This window comes from Azohydromonas aeria (assembly GCF_009760915.1).
In the GTDB taxonomy this organism is placed as follows: Bacteria; Pseudomonadota; Gammaproteobacteria; order Burkholderiales; family Burkholderiaceae_C; genus Azohydromonas; species Azohydromonas aeria.
The window spans coordinates 35,359-53,388 of the sequence record NZ_VIDQ01000008.1 but is presented as its reverse complement, the minus strand read 5'-3'; the positions used below and the strand labels follow the sequence as shown (position 1 = coordinate 53,388).

Here is an 18,030-nt window from a genome sequence, read left to right as displayed (position 1 = left end):
GCGCGCCTGACGCCTCGGCTTCCCCACACGCGTCGTTGGAGATGAGCAGATGCTCAACGTGTTCACTTTGGAGGCCGGCAAGCTCAAGGGCCGGCTGGTGCAGGACGGCGACCTCGCCGACGGCTCCCTGCAGCTGCCCAGGCCGGTGTGGGTCGATCTCGAAGACCCCACCGAAGAGGAAAAGGACTGGATCCAGGCGCGCTTCGGCCTGGTGCTGCCCGCCGACATCGTCGACGAGGACCTGGAGGAATCGGCGCGCTTCTACGAAGAGGACAACGGCGAGCTGCACATGCGCTCGGACTTCCTCATCGACGCCGACAAGGGCCACGACGAGCAGGGTTCGCGCAGCGTGCGCGTGGCCTTCATCCTGCACGAGAACGTGCTGTTCTCGGTGCACAGCGAGGACCTGCCCGTGTTCCGGCTGCTGCGGCTGCGCGCGCGGCGCATCCCGGCGCTGATCGAGGACGCCAAGGACGTGCTGCTCAAGCTCTACGACGCCGACGCCGAGTACAGCGCCGACGCGCTGGAGGGCATCTACGACAGCCTGGAGAAGGTCAGCCAGCGCGTGCTCAAGGAAGCGGTCAACGACGTCGCCGCCGGCGAGGCGCTCACCGCCATCGCGCGCGAGGAGGACCTCAACGGGCGCATCCGCCGCAACGTCATGGACACGCGCCGCGCGCTGAGCTTCCTGATGCGCAGCCGCATGCTCAACGCCGAGCAGTTCGAGGACGCGCGCCAGATCCTGCGCGACATCGACTCGCTCGACAGCCACACGGCGTTCCTGTTCGACAAGATCAACTTCCTGATGGACGCCACCGTCGGCTTCATCAACATCAACCAGAACCGGATCATCAAGATCTTCTCGGTGGCCTCGGTGGCATTGCTGCCGCCCACGCTCATCGCCAGCGTCTACGGCATGAACTTCAAGTTCATGCCCGAGCTGGAATGGGAGCTGGGCTATCCCTTCGCGCTGGGGCTGATGGCCTTCAGCGTGATCACGCCCTTCCTGTACTTCAGGCGCAAGGGCTGGCTCTGAGCCGAGGCGAGGCGAGGCGAGGCGAGCCGACGGGACCCCAAGAAGAACGGGGCACCGCCTGTGACGGTGCCCCGTGGCTGATAAAGACTGCCGTGCCGCGCCCCGAAGCGAACGAGGGAGGGAGGGAGGAGGAGAAGCGCTTGCGGGATTTCAGCCGGCGGTGCCGGCGGCAGCAGGGCAGAAAAAACGGGTGCCGACGAGAACTGCATCGGCATGGACATGAGACATCACAGCCCCCCCACTGTTCCACCGATGTGATCCGCCGTTACATCTGCATTAAGTTTGCAACGTGGATTTGGCGATCTGCGCATTGGTAGACGCTCCCAGCGGTTGAAAAGTGGCGTGTCATGGGGGAATCACCAACACCCCCTAGAATTCGCGGCTTTGCGCGAAGTCAAAGCCCGCCTGCCTGTCCCTCCCGTCCGTCCCGCTTTTCCAGAAGGCCGCCTTCCATGCTCTACCCCGAACTTTTCAAGCAACTCGAAGCCGTGCGCTGGAACATGGACACGGACATCCCCTGGGACCGCTTCGACGCCGCGCAGCTCAGCGACGAGCAGGCGCGCACGATCAAGATGAACGCGATCACGGAGTGGGCGGCGCTGCCGGCCACCGAGATGTTCCTGCGCGACAACCGCAGCGACAGCGACTTCTGCGGCTTCATGAGCGTGTGGTTCTTCGAGGAGCAGAAGCACTCGCTGGTGATGATGGAGTACCTGCGCCGCTTCCGCCCGGACCTGCTGCCCACCGAGGCCGAGCTGCACGAGGTGCGCTTCGAGTTCGACCCGGCCCCGCCGCTGGAGACGCTGATGCTGCACTTCTGCGGCGAGATCCGTCTCAACCACTGGTACCGCCGCGCCGCCGAATGGCACACCGAGCCGGTGATCAAGGCCATCTACGAGACGCTGGCCCGCGACGAGGCCCGCCACGGCGGCGCCTACCTGCGCTACATGAAGCGCGCCCTGGCCCAGCACGGCGACGCGGCGCGCGTGGCCTTCGCCAAGGTCGGCGTGCTCATGGCCAGCGCGCGGCGCACCTCGCAGCCGCTGCACCCGACCAACCTGCACGTCAACGAGAGCCTGTTCCCGCGCGACACCGTGCAGAGCCGCCTGCCCGACCCCGACTGGCTGGAGCACTGGCTCGACCAGCAGATCCAGTTCGACGCCGAATGGGAAGGCAAGGTCGTGCAGCGCATCCTGCACAACCTGAGCCTGCTCATGGGCCGCGACTTCCCGAACGTGCAGGCGCTCAACCGCTTCCGCAAGGAAATGGCGCAGAAGCTGGCCGCCGACACGGCCGCGGCCGAAGCGGCCTGACGCCACACCCCTCCAGGGCCCGCGCCATGCGGGCCCTGCCGCTCTACCGGCTCACGCCGCCGGGCAGCGTGCCCTCTTTCCCCACGCGACTTCCACGGCCAGCGCGCACAGCGCCCCGGCCAGCGCGCCGGCCGCATGCGCCTGCGTCGCGACGCTGAAATCCCGGCCCGCGGCTGCCGCCGGCCAGGGTGACCACGGGGATTCCAGCCCCAGCTTCAGCAGCAGCCCCGCCCACACCGCTGCGCCCACGTAGCGCGGCAGGCCCGCGCGCGCCAGCAGCGCGGTGCTGGCCACCGCCACGCCGGCGTGCAGCACGCCGGAGAGGCCGCCGTAGTGCGCCATGCCGGCCGGGCCCCAGGCCGCCAGCAGCGCATGCGTCAGCGGCCAGGCGGCGAGCCCCGCCAGCACGTGGCGCCGCTCCAGGTCGGCGGCGTGGCCGTACAGCGCCAGCGCCGCCACGCCGGCCGCGTTGGCCGCCAGGTGCAGCGGCGTCCAGTGCACCCACGCCGCCGTCCACAGCCGCCAGGGCTCGCGCAGCCAGCGGCCGGGTTGGCCGTCCAGGAGTGAAGGGGGGAACAGGAAGAAGGACAGCAGCGCGCCGGCGGCGAGCAGGGCGCACAGGGCGAGCCAGGGGCGCGCCCGGGACAGCCGCGCGCCGGCCGCCGCTTCAGTCAAACACCGCCCGCCACAGCGCCAGCACCGCCTCGCGCGGGCCCGAGAACTGGTCGGGCGGGAACTGCGTGGGCTGCTCGTCCAGGCGCGCGCGGTGCTGCGCGCGGCGCAGCTCGCGGTAGGCGATGGCCGCGGCGGCGCCCACGCCCGGGGGCAGCAGCCCCGCGTCCTGCGCGCGCTGCATCAGCGCGATGTTGCCGACGTTGTCCAGCAGCTCCGGACGGCGCTCGCCATGCGCCAGCACCAGGAACTGCACCGCGAACTCCGCGTCCACCATGCCGCCGGGGCTGTGCTTGACGTCGAACAGCCCTTCCTTGACCGGCCGCCCGGCGCGCATCTTGTCGCGCATGGCGTGCACTTCCTGGCGCAGCGCGAGCGCGTCGCGCGGCGCGCTCAGCACGGCGCGGCGGATGTCCTCGAAGCGCGCGCCGATGTCGGCATCGCCCGCGCAGAAGCGCGCCCGCGTGAGCGCCTGGTGCTCCCAGGTCCACGCCGTGTTGCTGCCGCGGCCGAGCTGGTAGCGCTCGAAGGATTGCAGCGAGGTCACCAGCAGCCCGGAGTTGCCGTTGGGCCGCAGCGCGGTGTCGATGTCGAAGAGCTCGCCGGCCGAGGTGCGCAGCGTCAGCCACATGATCAGCCGCCGCACGAAGCCGGCGTAGATCTCCGGCGCGTTGTCGTCGTCGTCGTCGTAGAGGAAGACGAGGTCGAGGTCGCTGCCGTAGCCCAGCTCCTTGCCGCCGAGCTTGCCGTAGGCGATGACGGCAAAGCGCGGCTGCTCGCGGTGCTTCTGCTTCGTATGGAACCAGCCCCAGTGCAGCGTGCGCTCCAGCACCGCGTCGGCCAGCGCGGAGAGGTCGTCGGCGACCTGCTCGACCGTGATGTGCTCCTCCACGTCGCGCACCAGGGTGCGGAACACCTCGGCATGGTGGGCGCGGCGCAGGGTGTCGAGCAGCGCTTCCTCGGACGCCTCGCCGGAGCGCTCCCAGGCGGCGTGGCGCTCGTCGAGCTCGCGCGCGAAGGCCTCGCGGTCGAAGCGCTGGTCGATGATGCGGCGGTCGGCCAGCTCGTCGATGACGCCCGGATGCCGCATGAGGTAGCGCATCGGCCAGCGCGCCAGTCCCAGCAGCCGCAGCAGCCGCGCCTGCACCTCGGGCCGCTCCACCAGCAGCGCCAGGTAGCTCTCGCGGCGCAGCAGCGGCTCGACCCAGTCGATGAAGCGCAGCGCGGCGTCGGGCGTGCAGCCCTGGCGCTGCACCGCCTCGGCGGCGCGGTGCACCAGCCGCGCCAGCCGGATCTTGCTTTCGTCGCGCAGCGCCTGCACCCGCGGCTGCGTCACCCACTGGCGCACGCGCTGGCCCAGCGCGTCGGGCAGCTTCTGCAGGAAGCCCTCGTCGTCCACCGGCAGCGGCGTGCCGCCGCAGCCGCGGCAGCCGTTGGCCGCGCGCGTGGGCGGGCTGCGGCCGTCGTGCAGCAGCGCGTCGAACTCCAGCGCCACGAACTCGCGCGTCTCGCCCAGGCGGTCGAGCAGCTCGCAGGCGTCGGCGCTGCAGGTCAGCTCCAGGCTGCGCGCGATCCAGCCCAGGTCGCCGTCGGCGGTGGGCAGCAGGTGCGTCTGCTGGTCGTCGAGGTACTGGATGCGGTGCTCGATGCGGCGCAGGAAGGTGTAGGCGCGCGCCAGCCGCTCGGCGGTGGCCGGCGGCATCATCCCGTGCGCGGTGAGCTTTTGCAGCGCGCGCAGCGTGGAGCGGGTGCGGATCTCCGGGAACTGCCCGCCGCGCACCACCTGCAGCAGCTGCACGATGAACTCGATCTCGCGGATGCCCCCACGCGAGAGCTTCACGTCGTTGGCCCGCTCGGGCCGGCCGGCGGCGCGGCGCTGGGCCTCTTCCCGGATGCGCAAATGCAGCTGGCGCAGGCCCTCGAAGACGCCGTAGTCGAGGTAGCGCCGGTACACGAAGGGGCCGACCAGGTCGGCGAGCTGGCGCGCGCGCCCGCTGGTGACGGCGGCGCGCGGCGCCACCACGCGGCTCTTGAGCCAGGCGAAGCGCTCCCACTCGCGCCCCTGCGCATAGAAATAGGTCTCCAGCATCGACAGGCTCACCACCGGCGGGCCGGAGTTGCCGTTGGGCCGCAGCGCCAGGTCCACGCGGAAGACGAAGCCGTCGTCGGTGGTGTCGCCGATGAGCGCGTAGAGCCGCTTGACGACCTTGGCGAAGTACTCGTGCGCGGAGATGGGCTGCGCGCCGTCGGTCTCGCCGTCCTCCTCGTAGACGTAGATCAGGTCGATGTCGGAGGAGACGTTGAGCTCGCGCGCGCCGAGCTTGCCCATGCCCACGATCCACAGCTCGATCGGCTCGCCCGCGGCGTTGCGCGGCTCGCCGTGGCGCTCGGACTCCTGGGCGCGCGCATCGGCCAGCGCCGCTTCGAGCGTGGTCTCGGCCAGCGCCGTCATGGCGTGGGTCACGTCGTCCAGCCGCGCGGCACGCTCCACGTCCAGCACCGCCAGCCGCTCCAGCACCAGCTGGCGCGCGATGCGCAGCGCCGCGGGCAGCGGCCGGCCGGCGGCCAGGAGGGTGTCGATCAGGGCTTGTATCCTGGGCGTGTCGGGCACGCCCTCTGCCAGCAGGGGCAGCAGGTCGGCGTGGCGACGGCGCACGCGCTGCACGAAACGGCTGTGTTCCGCCAGCGCGGGCGGTTCATCGGTCGAGATTGGTGAAGCGGAAGCCATCGTGCCGGCAAAACCCCGTGTGCTAGATTGACCAGTTCATGGAGCAGCCCCGGAGAACCGTCCGCGCTGGCGCCCGGTTCCCGAAGTCCTGATGCACTTGTCGCGCCGCTCGTCCGGCGGGCGTTCCGACATGCCTCCATTCCCCCCCGATCGCTCAGCCCGCCGCGCCTCGCGCTGGCCCTGGGGCCTGCGGCTGGCTGCCGGTCTGGTGATCGCGGCGTGGACTGTATTGCTGCTGGCCATGGCGGCGCTGCACTGGGTCGTATTGCCCCACGCCCGCGAGTGGCTGCCGCGCATCGAGGCCCACGCCAGCCGCTCCCTGGGTGTACCCGTGCAGATCGGCGACCTCGAGACCCGCGGCGGCGGCTGGGTGCCAGCGCTGGAGCTGCGCGACGTCGTGCTGCTCGACGCGCAGCGGCGCGAGGCGCTGCGGCTGCCGCGCGTGTCGGTGGCGCTGTCGGCGCGCTCGCTGCTGACGCTGCGGCTGCGCCTGGAGCAGCTCGTCATCGACGGCGCGCAGCTGGAGCTGCGCCGCGACGCGCAGGGCCGCCTCTTCGTCGCCGGGCTGCCCATCACCCCCAGTCCCGACACCGGCGCGGCCGAGGACACCGCGCTGGCCGACTGGTTCTTCGCCCAGCCCGAGTTCCACGTGCGCAACGCGCGCGTGCGCTGGACCGACGAGACGCGCCCCGAAGCGCCGCCGCTGGAGCTCGCCGGCGTGCAGCTGCTGCTGCGCAACGGGCTGCGCCGCCACGAGCTGCGCCTGGACGCCGAGCCGCCCGCGGCCTGGGGCGGCGGGCGCTGGACGGTGCAGGGCCGCTTCTCGCAGCCGCTGCTGGCGCGCGCGGCCGAGTTCAGACGCTGGCGCGGCACGCTGCACGCCGACCTGCCTTCCTTCGACGTCGCGCCGCTGCAGCACTACGTGACGCTGCCCGCGGCGCTGCGCGGCGGGCAGGGCGCGCTGCGCGCCTGGCTCGACGTGGACCGCGGCGAGGCGCGCGAGGCCACGCTCGACCTCGCGCTGCAGTCGCTGGACCTGCGCCTCGAAGGCCACGAGCCGCTGGCGCTGGCGCAGCTGCAGGGCCGGCTCACGGCGCGCCACGACGAGGACGGGACGCTCACCTTCGCCGCGAAGCAGCTGGCCTTCGCCACCGCCGACGGCGCGCAGTGGCCCGCCGCCGACGCGCGGCTGCAGCTGCGCCGCGGCACGCAGCCCGGCGGCGAGCTCAGCGCCTCGCGCCTGGACCTGGGGCTGCTGGCGCGGCTGCTCAGCCGCGTGCCGCTGCCCGACCAGCTCGAAGAGCGCCTGGCCCGGCTCGCGCCCGAAGGCATCGTCACCGGGTTGGACGCGCGCTGGGACGGACCGCTGGACGCGCCCGCGCACTACCGCGCCAAGGGCCGCGCGCAGGGGCTGGCCGTGAGCAGCGCGCCGGCGGACAAGGCCGGCGACATCGGGCAGCCCGGCTTCAGCGGGCTGGACGCCGACTTCGACGCCAGCGAGGCCGGCGGCAGCGCGCGCATCGCGCTGGCGCAGGGCGCGCTGGACTTTCCCGGCCTGTTCGCCGAGCCGCGTATCCCCGTGGACCGCTTCGGCGCGCAGCTGGCCTGGCGGCTGCGCACGGCCGCGGCGCCGACGGCGCCGAAATACGAGGTGCTGCTGCGCGACGCGAAGCTGGCCAACCCCGACGCGCAAGCCGAATTCAGCGCCACCTGGCGCACCGACGCGCAGGGCCGGCTGCCCGGCACGCTGGAGCTCGACGGCCGGCTGCACCAGGGCCGCGCCCAGGCCGTGGCGCGCTACCTGCCGCTGACGCTGCCTCCCGACACCCGGCAGTGGGTCGAGCAGGCGGTGCGCGGCGGGCGCATCACGCAGGCTGCTTTCCGCGTGCGCGGCGACCTCGACGACTTCCCGTTCCGGCGCCCCGGCAGCGGCGAGTTCCGCATCGCCGGCCCGGTCGAGGACGTGACGCTGGCCTACGTGCCCGACGACCCCGGCTGGCCCGTGTTCACGAACGCCGCGGGCGAGCTGGTCTTCGACCGGCTGTCCATGCAGTTGCGCAACCTGCGCGCGCGCGTGGCCGGGCTCAACCTGGAGCTCTCCGGCGTCAACGGCGGCATCGCCGACTACGACCAGAGCGTGCTGCGCATCGAGGGCACCGGGCGCGGCGTGGCCGCGGACATGCTGCGCTTCGTCAACGCCACGCCCGTGGGCGGCTGGATCGACGGCGCGCTGCAGGACGCCGGCGCCACCGGCAACGCCGAGCTGCGCCTGGCGCTGCAGCTGCCGCTGTTCGACATGGCGCGCAGCACCGTGCAGGGCAGCGTGCTGTTCAACGGCAACGACGTGCGCATCAACCCCAGCGTGCCGCTGCTGGCCGGGGCGCGCGCCAGGGTGGATTTCACGCACCAGCGCGTGGCCGTCACCGGCGGCGCGCGCGTGCTCGGCGGCGACGCGGTGTTCGAAGGCGGCACCCAGCCCGACGGCACGATGCGCTTCACCGGCAGCGGCATCGCCAGCGCCGAGGGCCTGCGCCGCGCGCCGGAGCTGGGATTCATCTCGCGCCTGGCCGGCGCCTTCAGCGGGCAGTCGCCCTACAAGCTGCAGGTCACGGTGCGCGAAGGGCACCCGGAATTCCTGGTCACGAGCAACCTGGTGGGCATGGCCTCGGAGCTGCCCGCGCCGCTGCGCAAGGCGGCCGAAGCCGCGCTGCCGCTGCAGGTGGGCACGCGCTTGGTGGCCGACGGCGCGATGCGGCACGAGCACTGGCAGGTGGAGGCGGGCGACCTGTTCCAGGCGCAGCTGGTGCGCGACCTGCAGCACCAGGACGCCGACGGCGACGCCGTGCTGCTGCGCGGCGGCGTGGGCGTGCGGCTGCCGGCGCCGCAGCCGGCCACGGGGCTGCAGCTGGCGGTGGCGCTGCCGGCGCTGGACCTGGACGAGTGGCAGGCCGCCTGGGGGCGGCTGTCGCGCAGCGGCGCGGCCGGGGGCAACGGCGCCGCGGCGGGGGGCGCATCGGGCGGCTTCGGGACCGACCTGGCGCTGCCGCTGATCGCGGCGCTGCAGGTGGAGCGGCTGATGGTCACCGGCCGGCAGCTCGACCGCGTGGTGGCCGGCGTCACGCGCGGCGGCAACGACCCCGCCTGGCGGGTGAACCTGCATGCCGACCAGCTCGACGGCCACGTCGAGTACCGCCCGGCGGTGGGAGCGCAGGCCGGGCAGGTGCGGGCGCGGCTGGCGCGGCTGGCGCTGCCGCCCAGCGCGGCGCAGGGGGTGGAGTCGCTGCTGGCGCAGGCGCCGGCCAGCGTGCCGGCGCTCGACATCGTGGTCGAGGACTTCGACCTGGCCGGGCGCGACCTGGGCCGCGTCGAGGTCGTGGCCGTGAACCGTCGCCTCTCGGCGGCGTCGCGGCAGGTGGAGTGGCAGCTCGACCGGCTGTCGCTGGCCACGCCCGAAGCCGAGCTGCGGGCGCTGGGCCGCTGGGCCCGCAGCGCCGACGGGCAGCGCCGCATGCAGCTCGACTTCCGCCTGGATCTCAACGACGGCGGCGCGCTGCTGGAGCGCCTGGGCCACGGTGGCGTGCTGCGCGGCGCCAGGGGCCGGGTGCAGGGCGAGGTGACGTGGCCGGGCTCGCCGCTGGCGCCCGACGCCGCGCGCATGGACGGCAAGCTGCGCGTGGACATCCAGCAGGGCCGCTTCCTGAAGGCCGACGCCGGCGCGGGGCGGCTGCTGTCGGTGCTGAGCCTGCAGTCCATTCCGCGGCGGCTGACGCTGGACTTCCGCGACGTGTTCCTGCAGGGCTTCGCCTTCGACAACGTCACCGGCGACGTGCGCATCGACGACGGCGTGGCCCAGACCAACAACCTGCTCATGCGCGGTCTGCAGGCCGCGGTGCTGATGGAAGGCCGGGCCGACATCGCGCGCGAGACGCAGGATTTACATGTGGTGGTGGTGCCCGAGATCAACGCCGGCACCGCGTCGCTGGCATATGCCGTGATCAACCCGGCCGTGGGGCTGGGCACCTTCCTGGCGCAGCTGTTCCTGCGCAAGCCGCTGATGCAGGCCGGTACGCGCGAATTCCGGATCACCGGCCCGTGGACCGACCCGCAGGTGGCCAAGGTGGACCGCGCCCCGGGCAAGCCGCTGCCCAACCTGGAGCCCTCCTCGCCGCCGTCCGCGGCCGCCGCGGCGTCCACGCCCACGACCCAGTGACCCGCCTGGGCCCCGCGACCGCTTCCATCCGTTCCCCCATTCCTTCCCGGAGAACCGCCCCATGAAACTTGCCGCCCTGCAGATGGTGTCCACGCCCGACGTGGGCCGGAACCTGGAGGCCGCCGCGCGGCTGATCGCCGAGGCCGCGGCGCAGGGCGCCACGCTCGCGTCGCTGCCCGAGTACTTCTGCCTGATGGGGCAGGACGACCGCGACAAGCTGCGCATCGCCGAGGACGACGGGCAGGGGCCGATCCAGGATTTCCTTGCCGGCGAAGCCAGGCGCCACGGCCTGTGGCTGATCGGCGGCACGCTGCCGATCAAGGCCGGCAACGGCGAGCGCGTGCGCAACGCCTGCTGCGTGTACGGCCCCGACGGCACCCGCGCCGCGCGCTACGACAAGCTGCACCTGTTCGCCTTCGACAACGGCAAGGAACGCTACGACGAGGCCGTGGTGCTGGAGCCGGGCGACGCACCGAGGGCGGTGCAGGCGGCAGGGCTGCGGGTGGGGCTGTCGGTCTGCTACGACCTGCGCTTCCCGGAGCTGTACCGGGCCATGAGTTTTGAATGCGGCGCCGCGCCCTGCGACGTGATCAGCGTCCCGGCCGCCTTCACCTACACCACCGGGCGCGCGCATTGGGAATTGCTGCTGCGCACCCGCGCCGTGGAAAACCAGTGCTACGTGGTGGCCGCGGCGCAGGGCGGCAAGCACGAGAACGGCCGCCGCACCTGGGGCCACAGCATGGTGATCGACCCGTGGGGCGAGATTCTCTCGGTGGTAGAGGAGGGCGAGGGAATGGCGATTGCCGATTTCGATGCCGAACGGATCAAGGAAGTGCGGGTGCAATTGCCGGCGCTGGGGCATCGGCGGCTTTGATTCTTGAACCGTATTTCATGAAAGCGGCGCGCTGACACGCAGGCCGCAAGCAATAGCGCCGTCATTCCCGCGAAAGCGGGAATCCATTTTCCGGCCGTCCGACAGGACGGCTTTGACTGGCTTCCCGTCAGCCGATACGCCGGCCCTCCACCTCGTCATTCCCGCGAAGGCGGGAATCCAGGCGGTCCCCAAGCGGAGCGCAAGAGCAAATACAGGCGTGCTGCTGCTTCAATTTCCCGACAGGCTTTACCCCCGCACCGCCGCCTCAATCACAGCCATGTCAATCTTCTTCATGGTCAGCATCGCGTCGAACGCCCGCTTGGCCGCCGCCCGGTCCGGATTCGCCATCGCCTCCGTCAGCACCCGCGGCGTGATCTGCCAGGATATTCCCCATTTGTCCTTGCACCAGCCGCACTCGCTTTCCTGCCCGCCGTTGCCAACAATGGCGTTCCAGTAGCGGTCGGTTTCTTCCTGATCGTCGGTGGCGACCTGGAATGAAAACGACTCATTGGGCGTGAAGGCCGGGCCGCCGTTCAGACCGATGCAGGGAATGCCCATCACGGTGAACTCGACCACCAGCACGTCGCCCTGCTTTCCTGAAGGGAAATCGGCGGGGGCGTGGTGGATGGGGCCAATGCTGCTGTCAGGGAAAGTCGCCGCGTAGAAGCGGGCGGCTTCTTCGGCGGTGCCGTTGTACCAGAGGCAGAGGGTGTTCTTGCTGGGCATGGTTGATTCTCCAATTCCAAAAAGAAAACTGCGGCGGCGCTGTGAAAGGCATCCGAGGGAACGGGCAACTACTGTTCCCTGCAGCAATGACGGTCAATATCTTGAATGCTTCTTGCCATGCCGGTTCTTTAAAAAATTTAAAATAATACTGATTTTCAGGATAGACAACTCAAGTCCGGCACAGCCATTTGTAAATCACGCAGCCATTCTGCCCGCTCCCCTCAAGTGCAAATCAACGTGAATCTCCGAAAAAGGGCATACCACGTCGCCGGCATCGTTGCGTTCAACCAAACCAAGTTCAGCAAGTGTTTTCACATCCTCTTGTACACGCCTGGCATCGCGGCCAATCCGCCGAGCCAGTTCGCGCACGGTCATTGAGCCTTGTCCTTGCAGGGCGTGCACCAGGTCCCAGCGCCGCTCGGTGAGGCGTGCGAACAAGGCCCCTGCCGTCTCAAAATTCAGCACCTCGCCTTGATAGTCGGTGCGGCTGCCGGCTGTACCCGCGGCCCGCAATGCCGCACGCCAATCCGGTTGCAGCGTGATGGTGAGGGTGCGTTGTTGCGTCATGACTTTCTCCTGGCATCCACAGCGGCAATGAAGTCTTCCACCAACTGCTCGACGCTGGTGAAAAGGTAGGGCAATTCCTGCCCGTCGAGATGGCAGTGGTCGCCTTTGCCACGTTCATTGTCAAAGCCCACCACGCGCACGCCATTGACGACATAGACGGCACGGTATTTGTAGCCGTGCGTGGTCGGTGGCACCGGCTCAGGTACGCGCCATACCACCAACTCCAGGACGCCGCCGTCAGCCGCAATGTCCTTGAAGCGATGAACCAGTTCGGCGCGCATATGGTTTTGGTGTCAACTCAGAATCGCCAGCACGAAACAAGGGCCTTGATTCACCTCCTCCCGAACATCATCTGCCGCGCCAAAAACGATTTCAAAGGCGGAACCGCCTGCAGCGCCGCCAACCCCAGTGCCCGCGCCGTCGGCAGCCCCGGCAATTGCCAGGTAAAGGTTCGGGCCAGGAAATCGGTCACGGCAATTGTGCTCCACCGATCCGGCGCCCTTTGAAACTCAACCCGCCGCAAAGCCGCCTCGATGGATTCGCTGCGTTTCAGCGCATGCACCAGCGCATAAGCGTCCCGCAGCCCGAGATTCAACCCCTGTCCCGCTACCGGGTGCAGCGTCTGCGCCGCATTGCCGATGCGCACCGTGCGGTCCCGTGCCAGCGTGCGCTCGGCATTCAGCCCCAGCGCGAAAGCCTTCATCGGCGTCACGGCCACCAGCCGCCCGATTTCCGGCGGGAATATCGAGGACAGCACGTGCAGCCGCTGCGCGTCGGTCAAATCCTTCACAGGGTCGTCGCGGCTGTCCACGCACCACACCAGCGCGGCGCGTTGCGCGCCGTCGGCGCTGGGCGGCAGCGGCAATAACGCAGCCGGGCCCTGGCGGGTAAATCGCTCGACGGCCAACCCCGGGCGGGCGCCTTCCAGGGTCACGGTGCCGATCCAGGCGGTCTGGCCGTAATCGCGGGCGATGGTCTTGCGCGCCTGCTCGGCAAATACGCCGCCCTCGGCCACCACGGCCAGATCAAAACTTTCGACAATGCCGGCGTCCACTTCCACGCCGCCATTCACCGGCTTGAAACTCGTCACCGGCGTGCCGAACCGGGTGTGAAGCCTTGCCGGCTCCAGCGCCGCCTGCTCGAACCAGGCGCGCTGCAGCGGCGCCACCACCGCGCCGTAACTCTGCACGGCGCCCAGCATCGGCACCGCTTCCTCCTGCGCGCTGATGCGCACCCGCGGCTCGCCGCCGACCGGGAAGGGGAGCGTCCCGGGCGGCGCCTGCGATACCACCACTTCCTGGATCGGCTGCGCGGTATTCGCCGACCAGGCCCGCAGCTGCTGCAGCATCTGCACGCTGCCCAGCGACAGGGCCAGCACGCGCGGGTCGCCGGAAACGTCCTTGTCAGCCGGGCGCGCGTCGAATACCGAGATGTCGGCGCGCGGCAATTGGCGCGCGGCCATCAATCCCAAGGCCAAACCCACCGGGCCGGCACCGACCACGGCAATTCTTAAATTCGTCGCCGGCACGGCGGACGTGGCGCCGGCGTGGTGGAGAAAATTGGGGGAGGAAGTGTCGGCGGTATTCATGCGCGTCGTTCTCCTTGTTCGTCCAGGCTTTTCAGCCGGTCCGGCGTGCCCACGTCGGTCCAGCCGCCGCCCCAGTATTCGGCGCCCAAGGCCCGGCGCGAGATCGCGGCATCCAGGTAGGGCCGCAGCGGCGCCTTGGTGCCGGCGGGCAAATCGGTCATGAGTTCCTCGACGAAGGCGCGGCGGAACAGGCCGAGGCTGGTCCAGGTGTATTTTTCTTCCGCATCGCGCGTGGCAAGACCGTCGCGGATGCCGAAATCGCCACCCGGGTGGTGCGGCGGGTTGTCCGTGAGCCAGAGTTTCCCAAGCTGCCCGGAATTCTCAAACTTGAGAAGTTCAGCCTTGTCAAAAGTGAATTTCGGCGTGAACACGTCGCCCGACACCACCCAGAAAGTCTCTCCCAGCAGCGGCAGCGCCTTTTTCATGCCGCCGGCGGTTTCCAGCGCGCCGCCGTGGTCGCGGCCCTCGTGGGAATAAATGATTTCCAGCCCATAGTGGGAGCCGTCGCCCAGCGCGGGCTCAAATTGCTCTTCCAGCCAGGCGGTATTCACCACCACGCGCGCGACACCTGCGCGGGACAGGGCGTCCAGGTGCCATTCGATGAGGCGCCGTCCCTGCACGGACAGCAGCGGTTTGGGGGTTCGGTCGCTCAGCGGCCGCATGCGCTCGCCGCGGCCGGCCGCCAGGATCAGGGCAGTCAGGGTCATGCGCGCCAGTGTAGGAGCGGCCCTTCACGCCCCCCTTGACGCGGCTGTGCACAAGGCTGTGGTCAGCTTCGACAACAACTCGGGCTTGTCCACAGGGGCAGGCGTCCGGCCGAGGTTTGTTGTCTGTTCGCGCTCGCGCAACCACGACCCCGGTCCCCAGCCTTCGGCCGCGCGCAAGTGCGCGCGCCAAAAGAACAAACGCCGGTTATCCACAGGCCCGGGCGGCCTCTACCACGACGACCACCTTTAAAAATGAACATCCTTGGGGAAGAAAAACCGGGCGAATCAGGCGGCGGGGAGGGCACCTGAAAGCCGAAAACGGCCGGTCAGGGGACAGGGCGGTGGACAAGCGGTGCAGGAGTCCGGGGCTGTCCACAGGGGTGCGAGGCGTGCCCGTTGAAGGGCTGAAAGGCTTGGCGGGACAACGGGTTGGACAAGTTGTGGGCTGCGGCGGGCTTGTGCACAGGGCGGCTGAAGACCGCTGTCCAGGGAGGTGTCGAGCCGCCGTGCCAGCGCGCGGCGGAAACGAAAACGCCGGCGCGAGGCCGGCGTAGATGCGGAAGCCCTTATCCGTTCGTCCTGAGGTATCGAAGGACGAATCCGGAGAGGCTGGTACGTCGCTCAGGAAGCGTTGGCGGGCTGACCCGTTCGCACTGAGGTATCGAAGTGCGAATCCGCCAGGCTCTTGCGGCCTGCTACGCGGCGCAGGCCGTTCATCCTTCGATACCTCAGGACGAACGGGTTACTTCCAAGGAAAACGGCGCCTGCGGCGCCCGCGACGGCCCTCACCCCCCCAGCCCGATCGGCGCCGGTGCCGTGTTGAGGATGCGGGTGAACAGCGGCCGGTACGCGTCGTCGGGCTGGTGGCCGGTGAGCGGGTCCTTGTTGCGGGCGAAGGCGGCGTCGAGCTCGACCCAGTCCTCCGGCAGCAGGTGCTTCTCGGCGGCGGGCAGGATCGTCTGCTCCTCGGTGCCCATGTGCGAGAGGTAGAAGTTGACGTAGCGCTCGGCCGCGGCCTCGAACTCCAGGCGCCGGGCCTCGCCCATCATCTCGAAGGCCAGCAGCGCGTGCTCCAGGCGCAGCACGGCGCGCTCGCCCTGCTCGTGGTCCTCGTCGAGCGCGTCGAGTACCGGGATCAGATCGGGACAGCGCTCGCGCAGGCGCGGGAACAGCAGCTCGGTCTCCTTGGTGTGGTGCAGCCGCTCGGGAAACTCGTCGATGTAGAACAGCATCGCGCGCAGCAGGCCGAAGTCGGGCACCTTGCCTTCGCGCCGCGACTGCGCCAGCAGCATGGACAGGGATCGCAGCATCGCGGCCAGGGCCTGGTGCTCTTCGCGGATGACGGTGAGGGCGACGTGGCGCATGAGCATGTCTCCGTGGTGTGGTGCCCCAAAGCGTGGCAGCGCGCAGCGCGCGCGCATTGACGCGGCTCAAGCCCGCACCGACCCGGCGCACGCCGCACCCTGCGCGTGTTGCAACCTCCCGTTGGGGGCACCCTTGGGGGGCGGCTTAAAATCCGCGTTTTTCCTGCTCACAGGCCTGAATCGCATGGACCTCGTTGCCGACATTCCCCAAGCAACCGCCCAGGACCCGAAGACCCTGATGGCCAATGCCATCCGTGCGCTGGCCATGGACGCCGTGCAGCAGGCCAACTCCGGCCACCCCGGCGCGCCCATGGGCATGGCCGACATGGCCGTGGCGCTGTGGGGCCGCCACCTGCGCCACAACCCGCAGGACCCGCAGTGGGCCGACCGCGACCGCTTCGTGCTGTCCAACGGCCACGGCTCGATGCTGATCTACGCGCTGCTGCACCTCACCGGCTACGCGCTGCCCATCGAGGAGCTGCGCAACTTCCGCCAGATGCACAGCAAAACCCCGGGCCACCCCGAGGTCGGCATCACCCCCGGCGTCGAGACCACCACCGGCCCGCTCGGCCAGGGCATCACCAACGCCGTGGGCATGGCGCTGGCCGAGAAGCTGCTCGCCGCCGAGTTCAACCGCGACGGCCACACCGTGGTCGATCACCGCACCTACGTCTTCCTGGGCGACGGCTGCCTGATGGAAGGCATCAGCCACGAGGCCTGCGCCCTGGCCGGCGCCTGGAAGCTCGACAAGCTCATCGCGCTCTACGATGACAACGGCATCAGCATCGACGGCCAGGTCCAGCCCTGGTACGTGGACGACGCCGCGCTGCGCTTCCAGTCCTACGGCTGGAACGTCATCGGCCCCATCGACGGCCATGACACCGACGCCGTGGACCAGGCGCTGCAGGCCGCGCGCGGCCACACCGGCCAGCCCACGCTGGTCATCTGCAAGACCAACATCGGCCACGGCTCGCCCAACCGCGCCGGCACCGCCAAGGCGCACGGCGAGGCGCTGGGCCACGACGAGATCGCCCTGACCCGCACCGCGCTGGGCTGGAGCCACGAGCCCTTCGTGATCCCCGAGGAGGCCTACGCCGCCTGGGACGCCAAGGCCCGCGGCGCGGAGCAGCAGGCCGAGTGGCAGCAGCGCTTCGACGCCTACGCCGCCGCCTTCCCCGAGCTGGCCGCCGAGTTCCAGCGCCGCATGGCCGGCGAGCTGCCCGCCAACTTCGCGCAGGTGGCCGTGGACGCCGCCATCGCCGCGCACGAGAAGGCCGAGACGGTCGCCAGCCGCAAGGCCAGCCAGATCGCGCTGGAGTTCTTCACCAAGTCGCTGCCCGAGATGCTGGGCGGCTCGGCGGACCTGACCGGCTCGAACCTGACGAACACCAGCAGCACCGCGGCGCTGCGCTTCGATGCCGAGGGCAAGCCCAATGGCGGCCGCCACATCAACTACGGCGTGCGCGAGTTCGGCATGGCCGCGATCATGAACGGCGTGGCGTTGCACGGCGGCTACATCCCCTACGGCGGCACCTTCCTGACCTTCAGCGACTACAGCCGCAACGCCATCCGCATGGCGGCACTGATGAAGGCGCGCGTGATCCACGTCTTCACGCACGACTCCATCGGCCTGGGCGAGGACGGCCCCACGCACCAGAGCGTGGAGCACGCGGCTTCCCTGCGCCTGATCCCGAACCTCGACGTCTGGCGCCCGGCCGACACCGCTGAAACCGCGGTGGCCTGGAGCACCGCGCTGCTCAACAAGACGCGCCCGACCGCGCTGCTGCTGAGCCGGCAGAACCTGGCCTACCTGCCCAAGGCCGGCCTGGACGAGATCGCCAAGGGCGCCTACGTGCTGGCCGAGCCCAGCGAGGTGGGGCTGAAGAAGAAGGCGCAGGCCGTGATCATGGCCACGGGCTCCGAGGTGCAGCTGGCGCTGCACGCGCAGCAGCAGCTGGCCGTGGCCGGCATCGCGGTGCGCGTGGTCTCGGTGCCCAGCACCACGGCCTTCGACCGCCAGAGCCGCGCCTACAAGACCGCGGTGCTGCCCGAAGGGCTGCCGCGCATCGCCGTGGAGGCCGGCGTGACCGACTTCTGGTGGAAGTACGGCTGCGCCGCCGTGGTGGGCATCGACAGCTACGGCGAGAGCGCCCCGGCCAACGTGCTGTTCAAGCACTTCGGCTTCACCGCCGAGAACGTCGCCGCCACGGTTCGCGCCGTGCTCGGCAAGTAAGCCACTTCAATG

At 70.1% G+C, this 18,030-nt stretch carries 13 protein-coding genes; 5 read left to right on the top strand and 8 right to left on the bottom strand.

All coding sequences use genetic code 11. The annotated features are described in order from the left end of the window. Nucleotides 1-49: 49 nt before the first annotated feature. Both corA and FJ694_RS06900 read left to right on the top strand, forming a co-directional pair. Nucleotides 50-1,036, top strand: coding sequence for a magnesium/cobalt transporter CorA (gene corA, locus FJ694_RS06905; RefSeq protein WP_157265384.1), 987 nt, complete (start codon nt 50-52; stop codon nt 1,034-1,036). Between the two features lie 452 nt (nt 1,037-1,488). Continuing rightward, nucleotides 1,489-2,349, top strand: a complete 861-nt coding sequence (locus FJ694_RS06900; RefSeq protein ID WP_157265383.1) for a ferritin family protein — start codon at nt 1,489-1,491, stop codon at nt 2,347-2,349. A 51-nt stretch (nt 2,350-2,400) separates the two neighbouring features. Here FJ694_RS06900 and FJ694_RS06895 read toward each other — a convergent pair whose 3' ends face one another. Both FJ694_RS06895 and glnE read right to left on the bottom strand, forming a co-directional pair. Continuing rightward, the gene (locus FJ694_RS06895) at nt 2,401-3,024 is read right to left on the bottom strand and encodes a rhomboid family intramembrane serine protease (RefSeq protein WP_157265382.1); all 624 of its coding nucleotides are present in this window, start codon (nt 3,022-3,024) and stop codon (nt 2,401-2,403) included. Continuing rightward, entirely contained in the window at nt 3,017-5,749 is a 2,733-nt protein-coding gene (gene glnE / locus FJ694_RS06890; RefSeq protein WP_157265381.1) for a bifunctional [glutamate--ammonia ligase]-adenylyl-L-tyrosine phosphorylase/[glutamate--ammonia-ligase] adenylyltransferase, read from the bottom strand. The genes FJ694_RS06895 and glnE overlap by 8 nt, the downstream gene beginning before the upstream one ends. Nucleotides 5,750-5,879: 130 nt before the next feature. Between glnE and FJ694_RS06885 the strand changes: the two genes are divergently transcribed. Together FJ694_RS06885 and FJ694_RS06880 are read left to right on the top strand one after the other, a co-directional pair. Further along, a complete protein-coding gene (locus tag FJ694_RS06885; protein WP_157265380.1) occupies nt 5,880-9,959 on the top strand; it encodes a YhdP family protein in 4,080 nt (1,359 codons plus the stop codon). A 61-nt stretch (nt 9,960-10,020) separates the two neighbouring features. After that, nucleotides 10,021-10,833 carry a carbon-nitrogen hydrolase family protein gene (locus FJ694_RS06880; RefSeq protein ID WP_157265379.1) on the top strand — a complete coding sequence of 271 codons (813 nt, stop codon included), beginning with the start codon at nt 10,021-10,023 and terminating at the stop codon, nt 10,831-10,833. Between the two features lie 246 nt (nt 10,834-11,079). On the opposite strand, the gene FJ694_RS06875 is transcribed toward FJ694_RS06880, so the two are convergent. The 6 genes from FJ694_RS06875 to FJ694_RS06850 all read right to left on the bottom strand — a co-directional run bounded on the left by FJ694_RS06875 (nt 11,080) and on the right by FJ694_RS06850 (nt 15,785). Next, a complete protein-coding gene (locus tag FJ694_RS06875) occupies nt 11,080-11,559 on the bottom strand; it encodes a VOC family protein (protein WP_157265378.1) in 480 nt (159 codons plus the stop codon). Between the two features lie 195 nt (nt 11,560-11,754). Then, nucleotides 11,755-12,126 (bottom strand): HVO_A0114 family putative DNA-binding protein, encoded by a 372-nt coding sequence (locus FJ694_RS06870; RefSeq protein WP_157265377.1) that lies wholly within the window; start codon nt 12,124-12,126, stop codon nt 11,755-11,757. Further along, nucleotides 12,123-12,407 (bottom strand): toxin-antitoxin system TumE family protein, encoded by a 285-nt coding sequence (locus FJ694_RS06865; RefSeq protein ID WP_157265376.1) that lies wholly within the window; start codon nt 12,405-12,407, stop codon nt 12,123-12,125. Before FJ694_RS06865 ends, FJ694_RS06870 begins: the two co-directional genes overlap by 4 nt. Before the next feature lie 50 nt (nt 12,408-12,457). After that, nucleotides 12,458-13,714 (bottom strand): FAD-dependent monooxygenase, encoded by a 1,257-nt coding sequence (locus tag FJ694_RS06860; protein ID WP_157265375.1) that lies wholly within the window; start codon nt 13,712-13,714, stop codon nt 12,458-12,460. Next, entirely contained in the window at nt 13,711-14,421 is a 711-nt protein-coding gene (locus FJ694_RS06855) for a nucleotidyltransferase family protein (protein WP_157265374.1), read from the bottom strand. The genes FJ694_RS06860 and FJ694_RS06855 overlap by 4 nt, the downstream gene beginning before the upstream one ends. A 785-nt stretch (nt 14,422-15,206) precedes the next feature. Then, nucleotides 15,207-15,785, bottom strand: coding sequence for a hemerythrin domain-containing protein (locus FJ694_RS06850; protein ID WP_157265373.1), 579 nt, complete (start codon nt 15,783-15,785; stop codon nt 15,207-15,209). A 184-nt stretch (nt 15,786-15,969) separates the two neighbouring features. Between FJ694_RS06850 and tkt the strand changes: the two genes are divergently transcribed. Then, nucleotides 15,970-18,018: a transketolase gene (tkt, locus tag FJ694_RS06845; protein ID WP_157265372.1), complete on the top strand. Its 2,049-nt coding sequence runs from the start codon at nt 15,970-15,972 to the stop codon at nt 18,016-18,018. Nucleotides 18,019-18,030 lie beyond the last annotated feature (12 nt).

Bases quoted from the DNA above. Each gene is read 5' to 3' on its own strand.
- corA (WP_157265384.1), top strand. From the start codon at position 50: ATGCTCAACGTGTTCACTTTGGAGGCCGGCAAGCTCAAGGGCCGGCTG.
- FJ694_RS06900 (WP_157265383.1), top strand. From the start codon at position 1,489: ATGCTCTACCCCGAACTTTTCAAGCAACTCGAAGCCGTGCGCTGGAAC.
- glnE (WP_157265381.1), bottom strand. From the start codon at position 5,749: ATGGCTTCCGCTTCACCAATCTCGACCGATGAACCGCCCGCGCTGGCG.
- FJ694_RS06885 (WP_157265380.1), top strand. From the start codon at position 5,880: ATGCCTCCATTCCCCCCCGATCGCTCAGCCCGCCGCGCCTCGCGCTGG.
- FJ694_RS06880 (WP_157265379.1), top strand. From the start codon at position 10,021: ATGAAACTTGCCGCCCTGCAGATGGTGTCCACGCCCGACGTGGGCCGG.
- FJ694_RS06875 (WP_157265378.1), bottom strand. From the start codon at position 11,559: ATGCCCAGCAAGAACACCCTCTGCCTCTGGTACAACGGCACCGCCGAA.
- FJ694_RS06870 (WP_157265377.1), bottom strand. From the start codon at position 12,126: ATGACGCAACAACGCACCCTCACCATCACGCTGCAACCGGATTGGCGT.
- FJ694_RS06865 (WP_157265376.1), bottom strand. From the start codon at position 12,407: ATGCGCGCCGAACTGGTTCATCGCTTCAAGGACATTGCGGCTGACGGC.
- FJ694_RS06860 (WP_157265375.1), bottom strand. From the start codon at position 13,714: ATGAATACCGCCGACACTTCCTCCCCCAATTTTCTCCACCACGCCGGC.
- FJ694_RS06855 (WP_157265374.1), bottom strand. From the start codon at position 14,421: ATGACCCTGACTGCCCTGATCCTGGCGGCCGGCCGCGGCGAGCGCATG.
- FJ694_RS06850 (WP_157265373.1), bottom strand. From the start codon at position 15,785: ATGCGCCACGTCGCCCTCACCGTCATCCGCGAAGAGCACCAGGCCCTG.
- tkt (WP_157265372.1), top strand. From the start codon at position 15,970: ATGGACCTCGTTGCCGACATTCCCCAAGCAACCGCCCAGGACCCGAAG.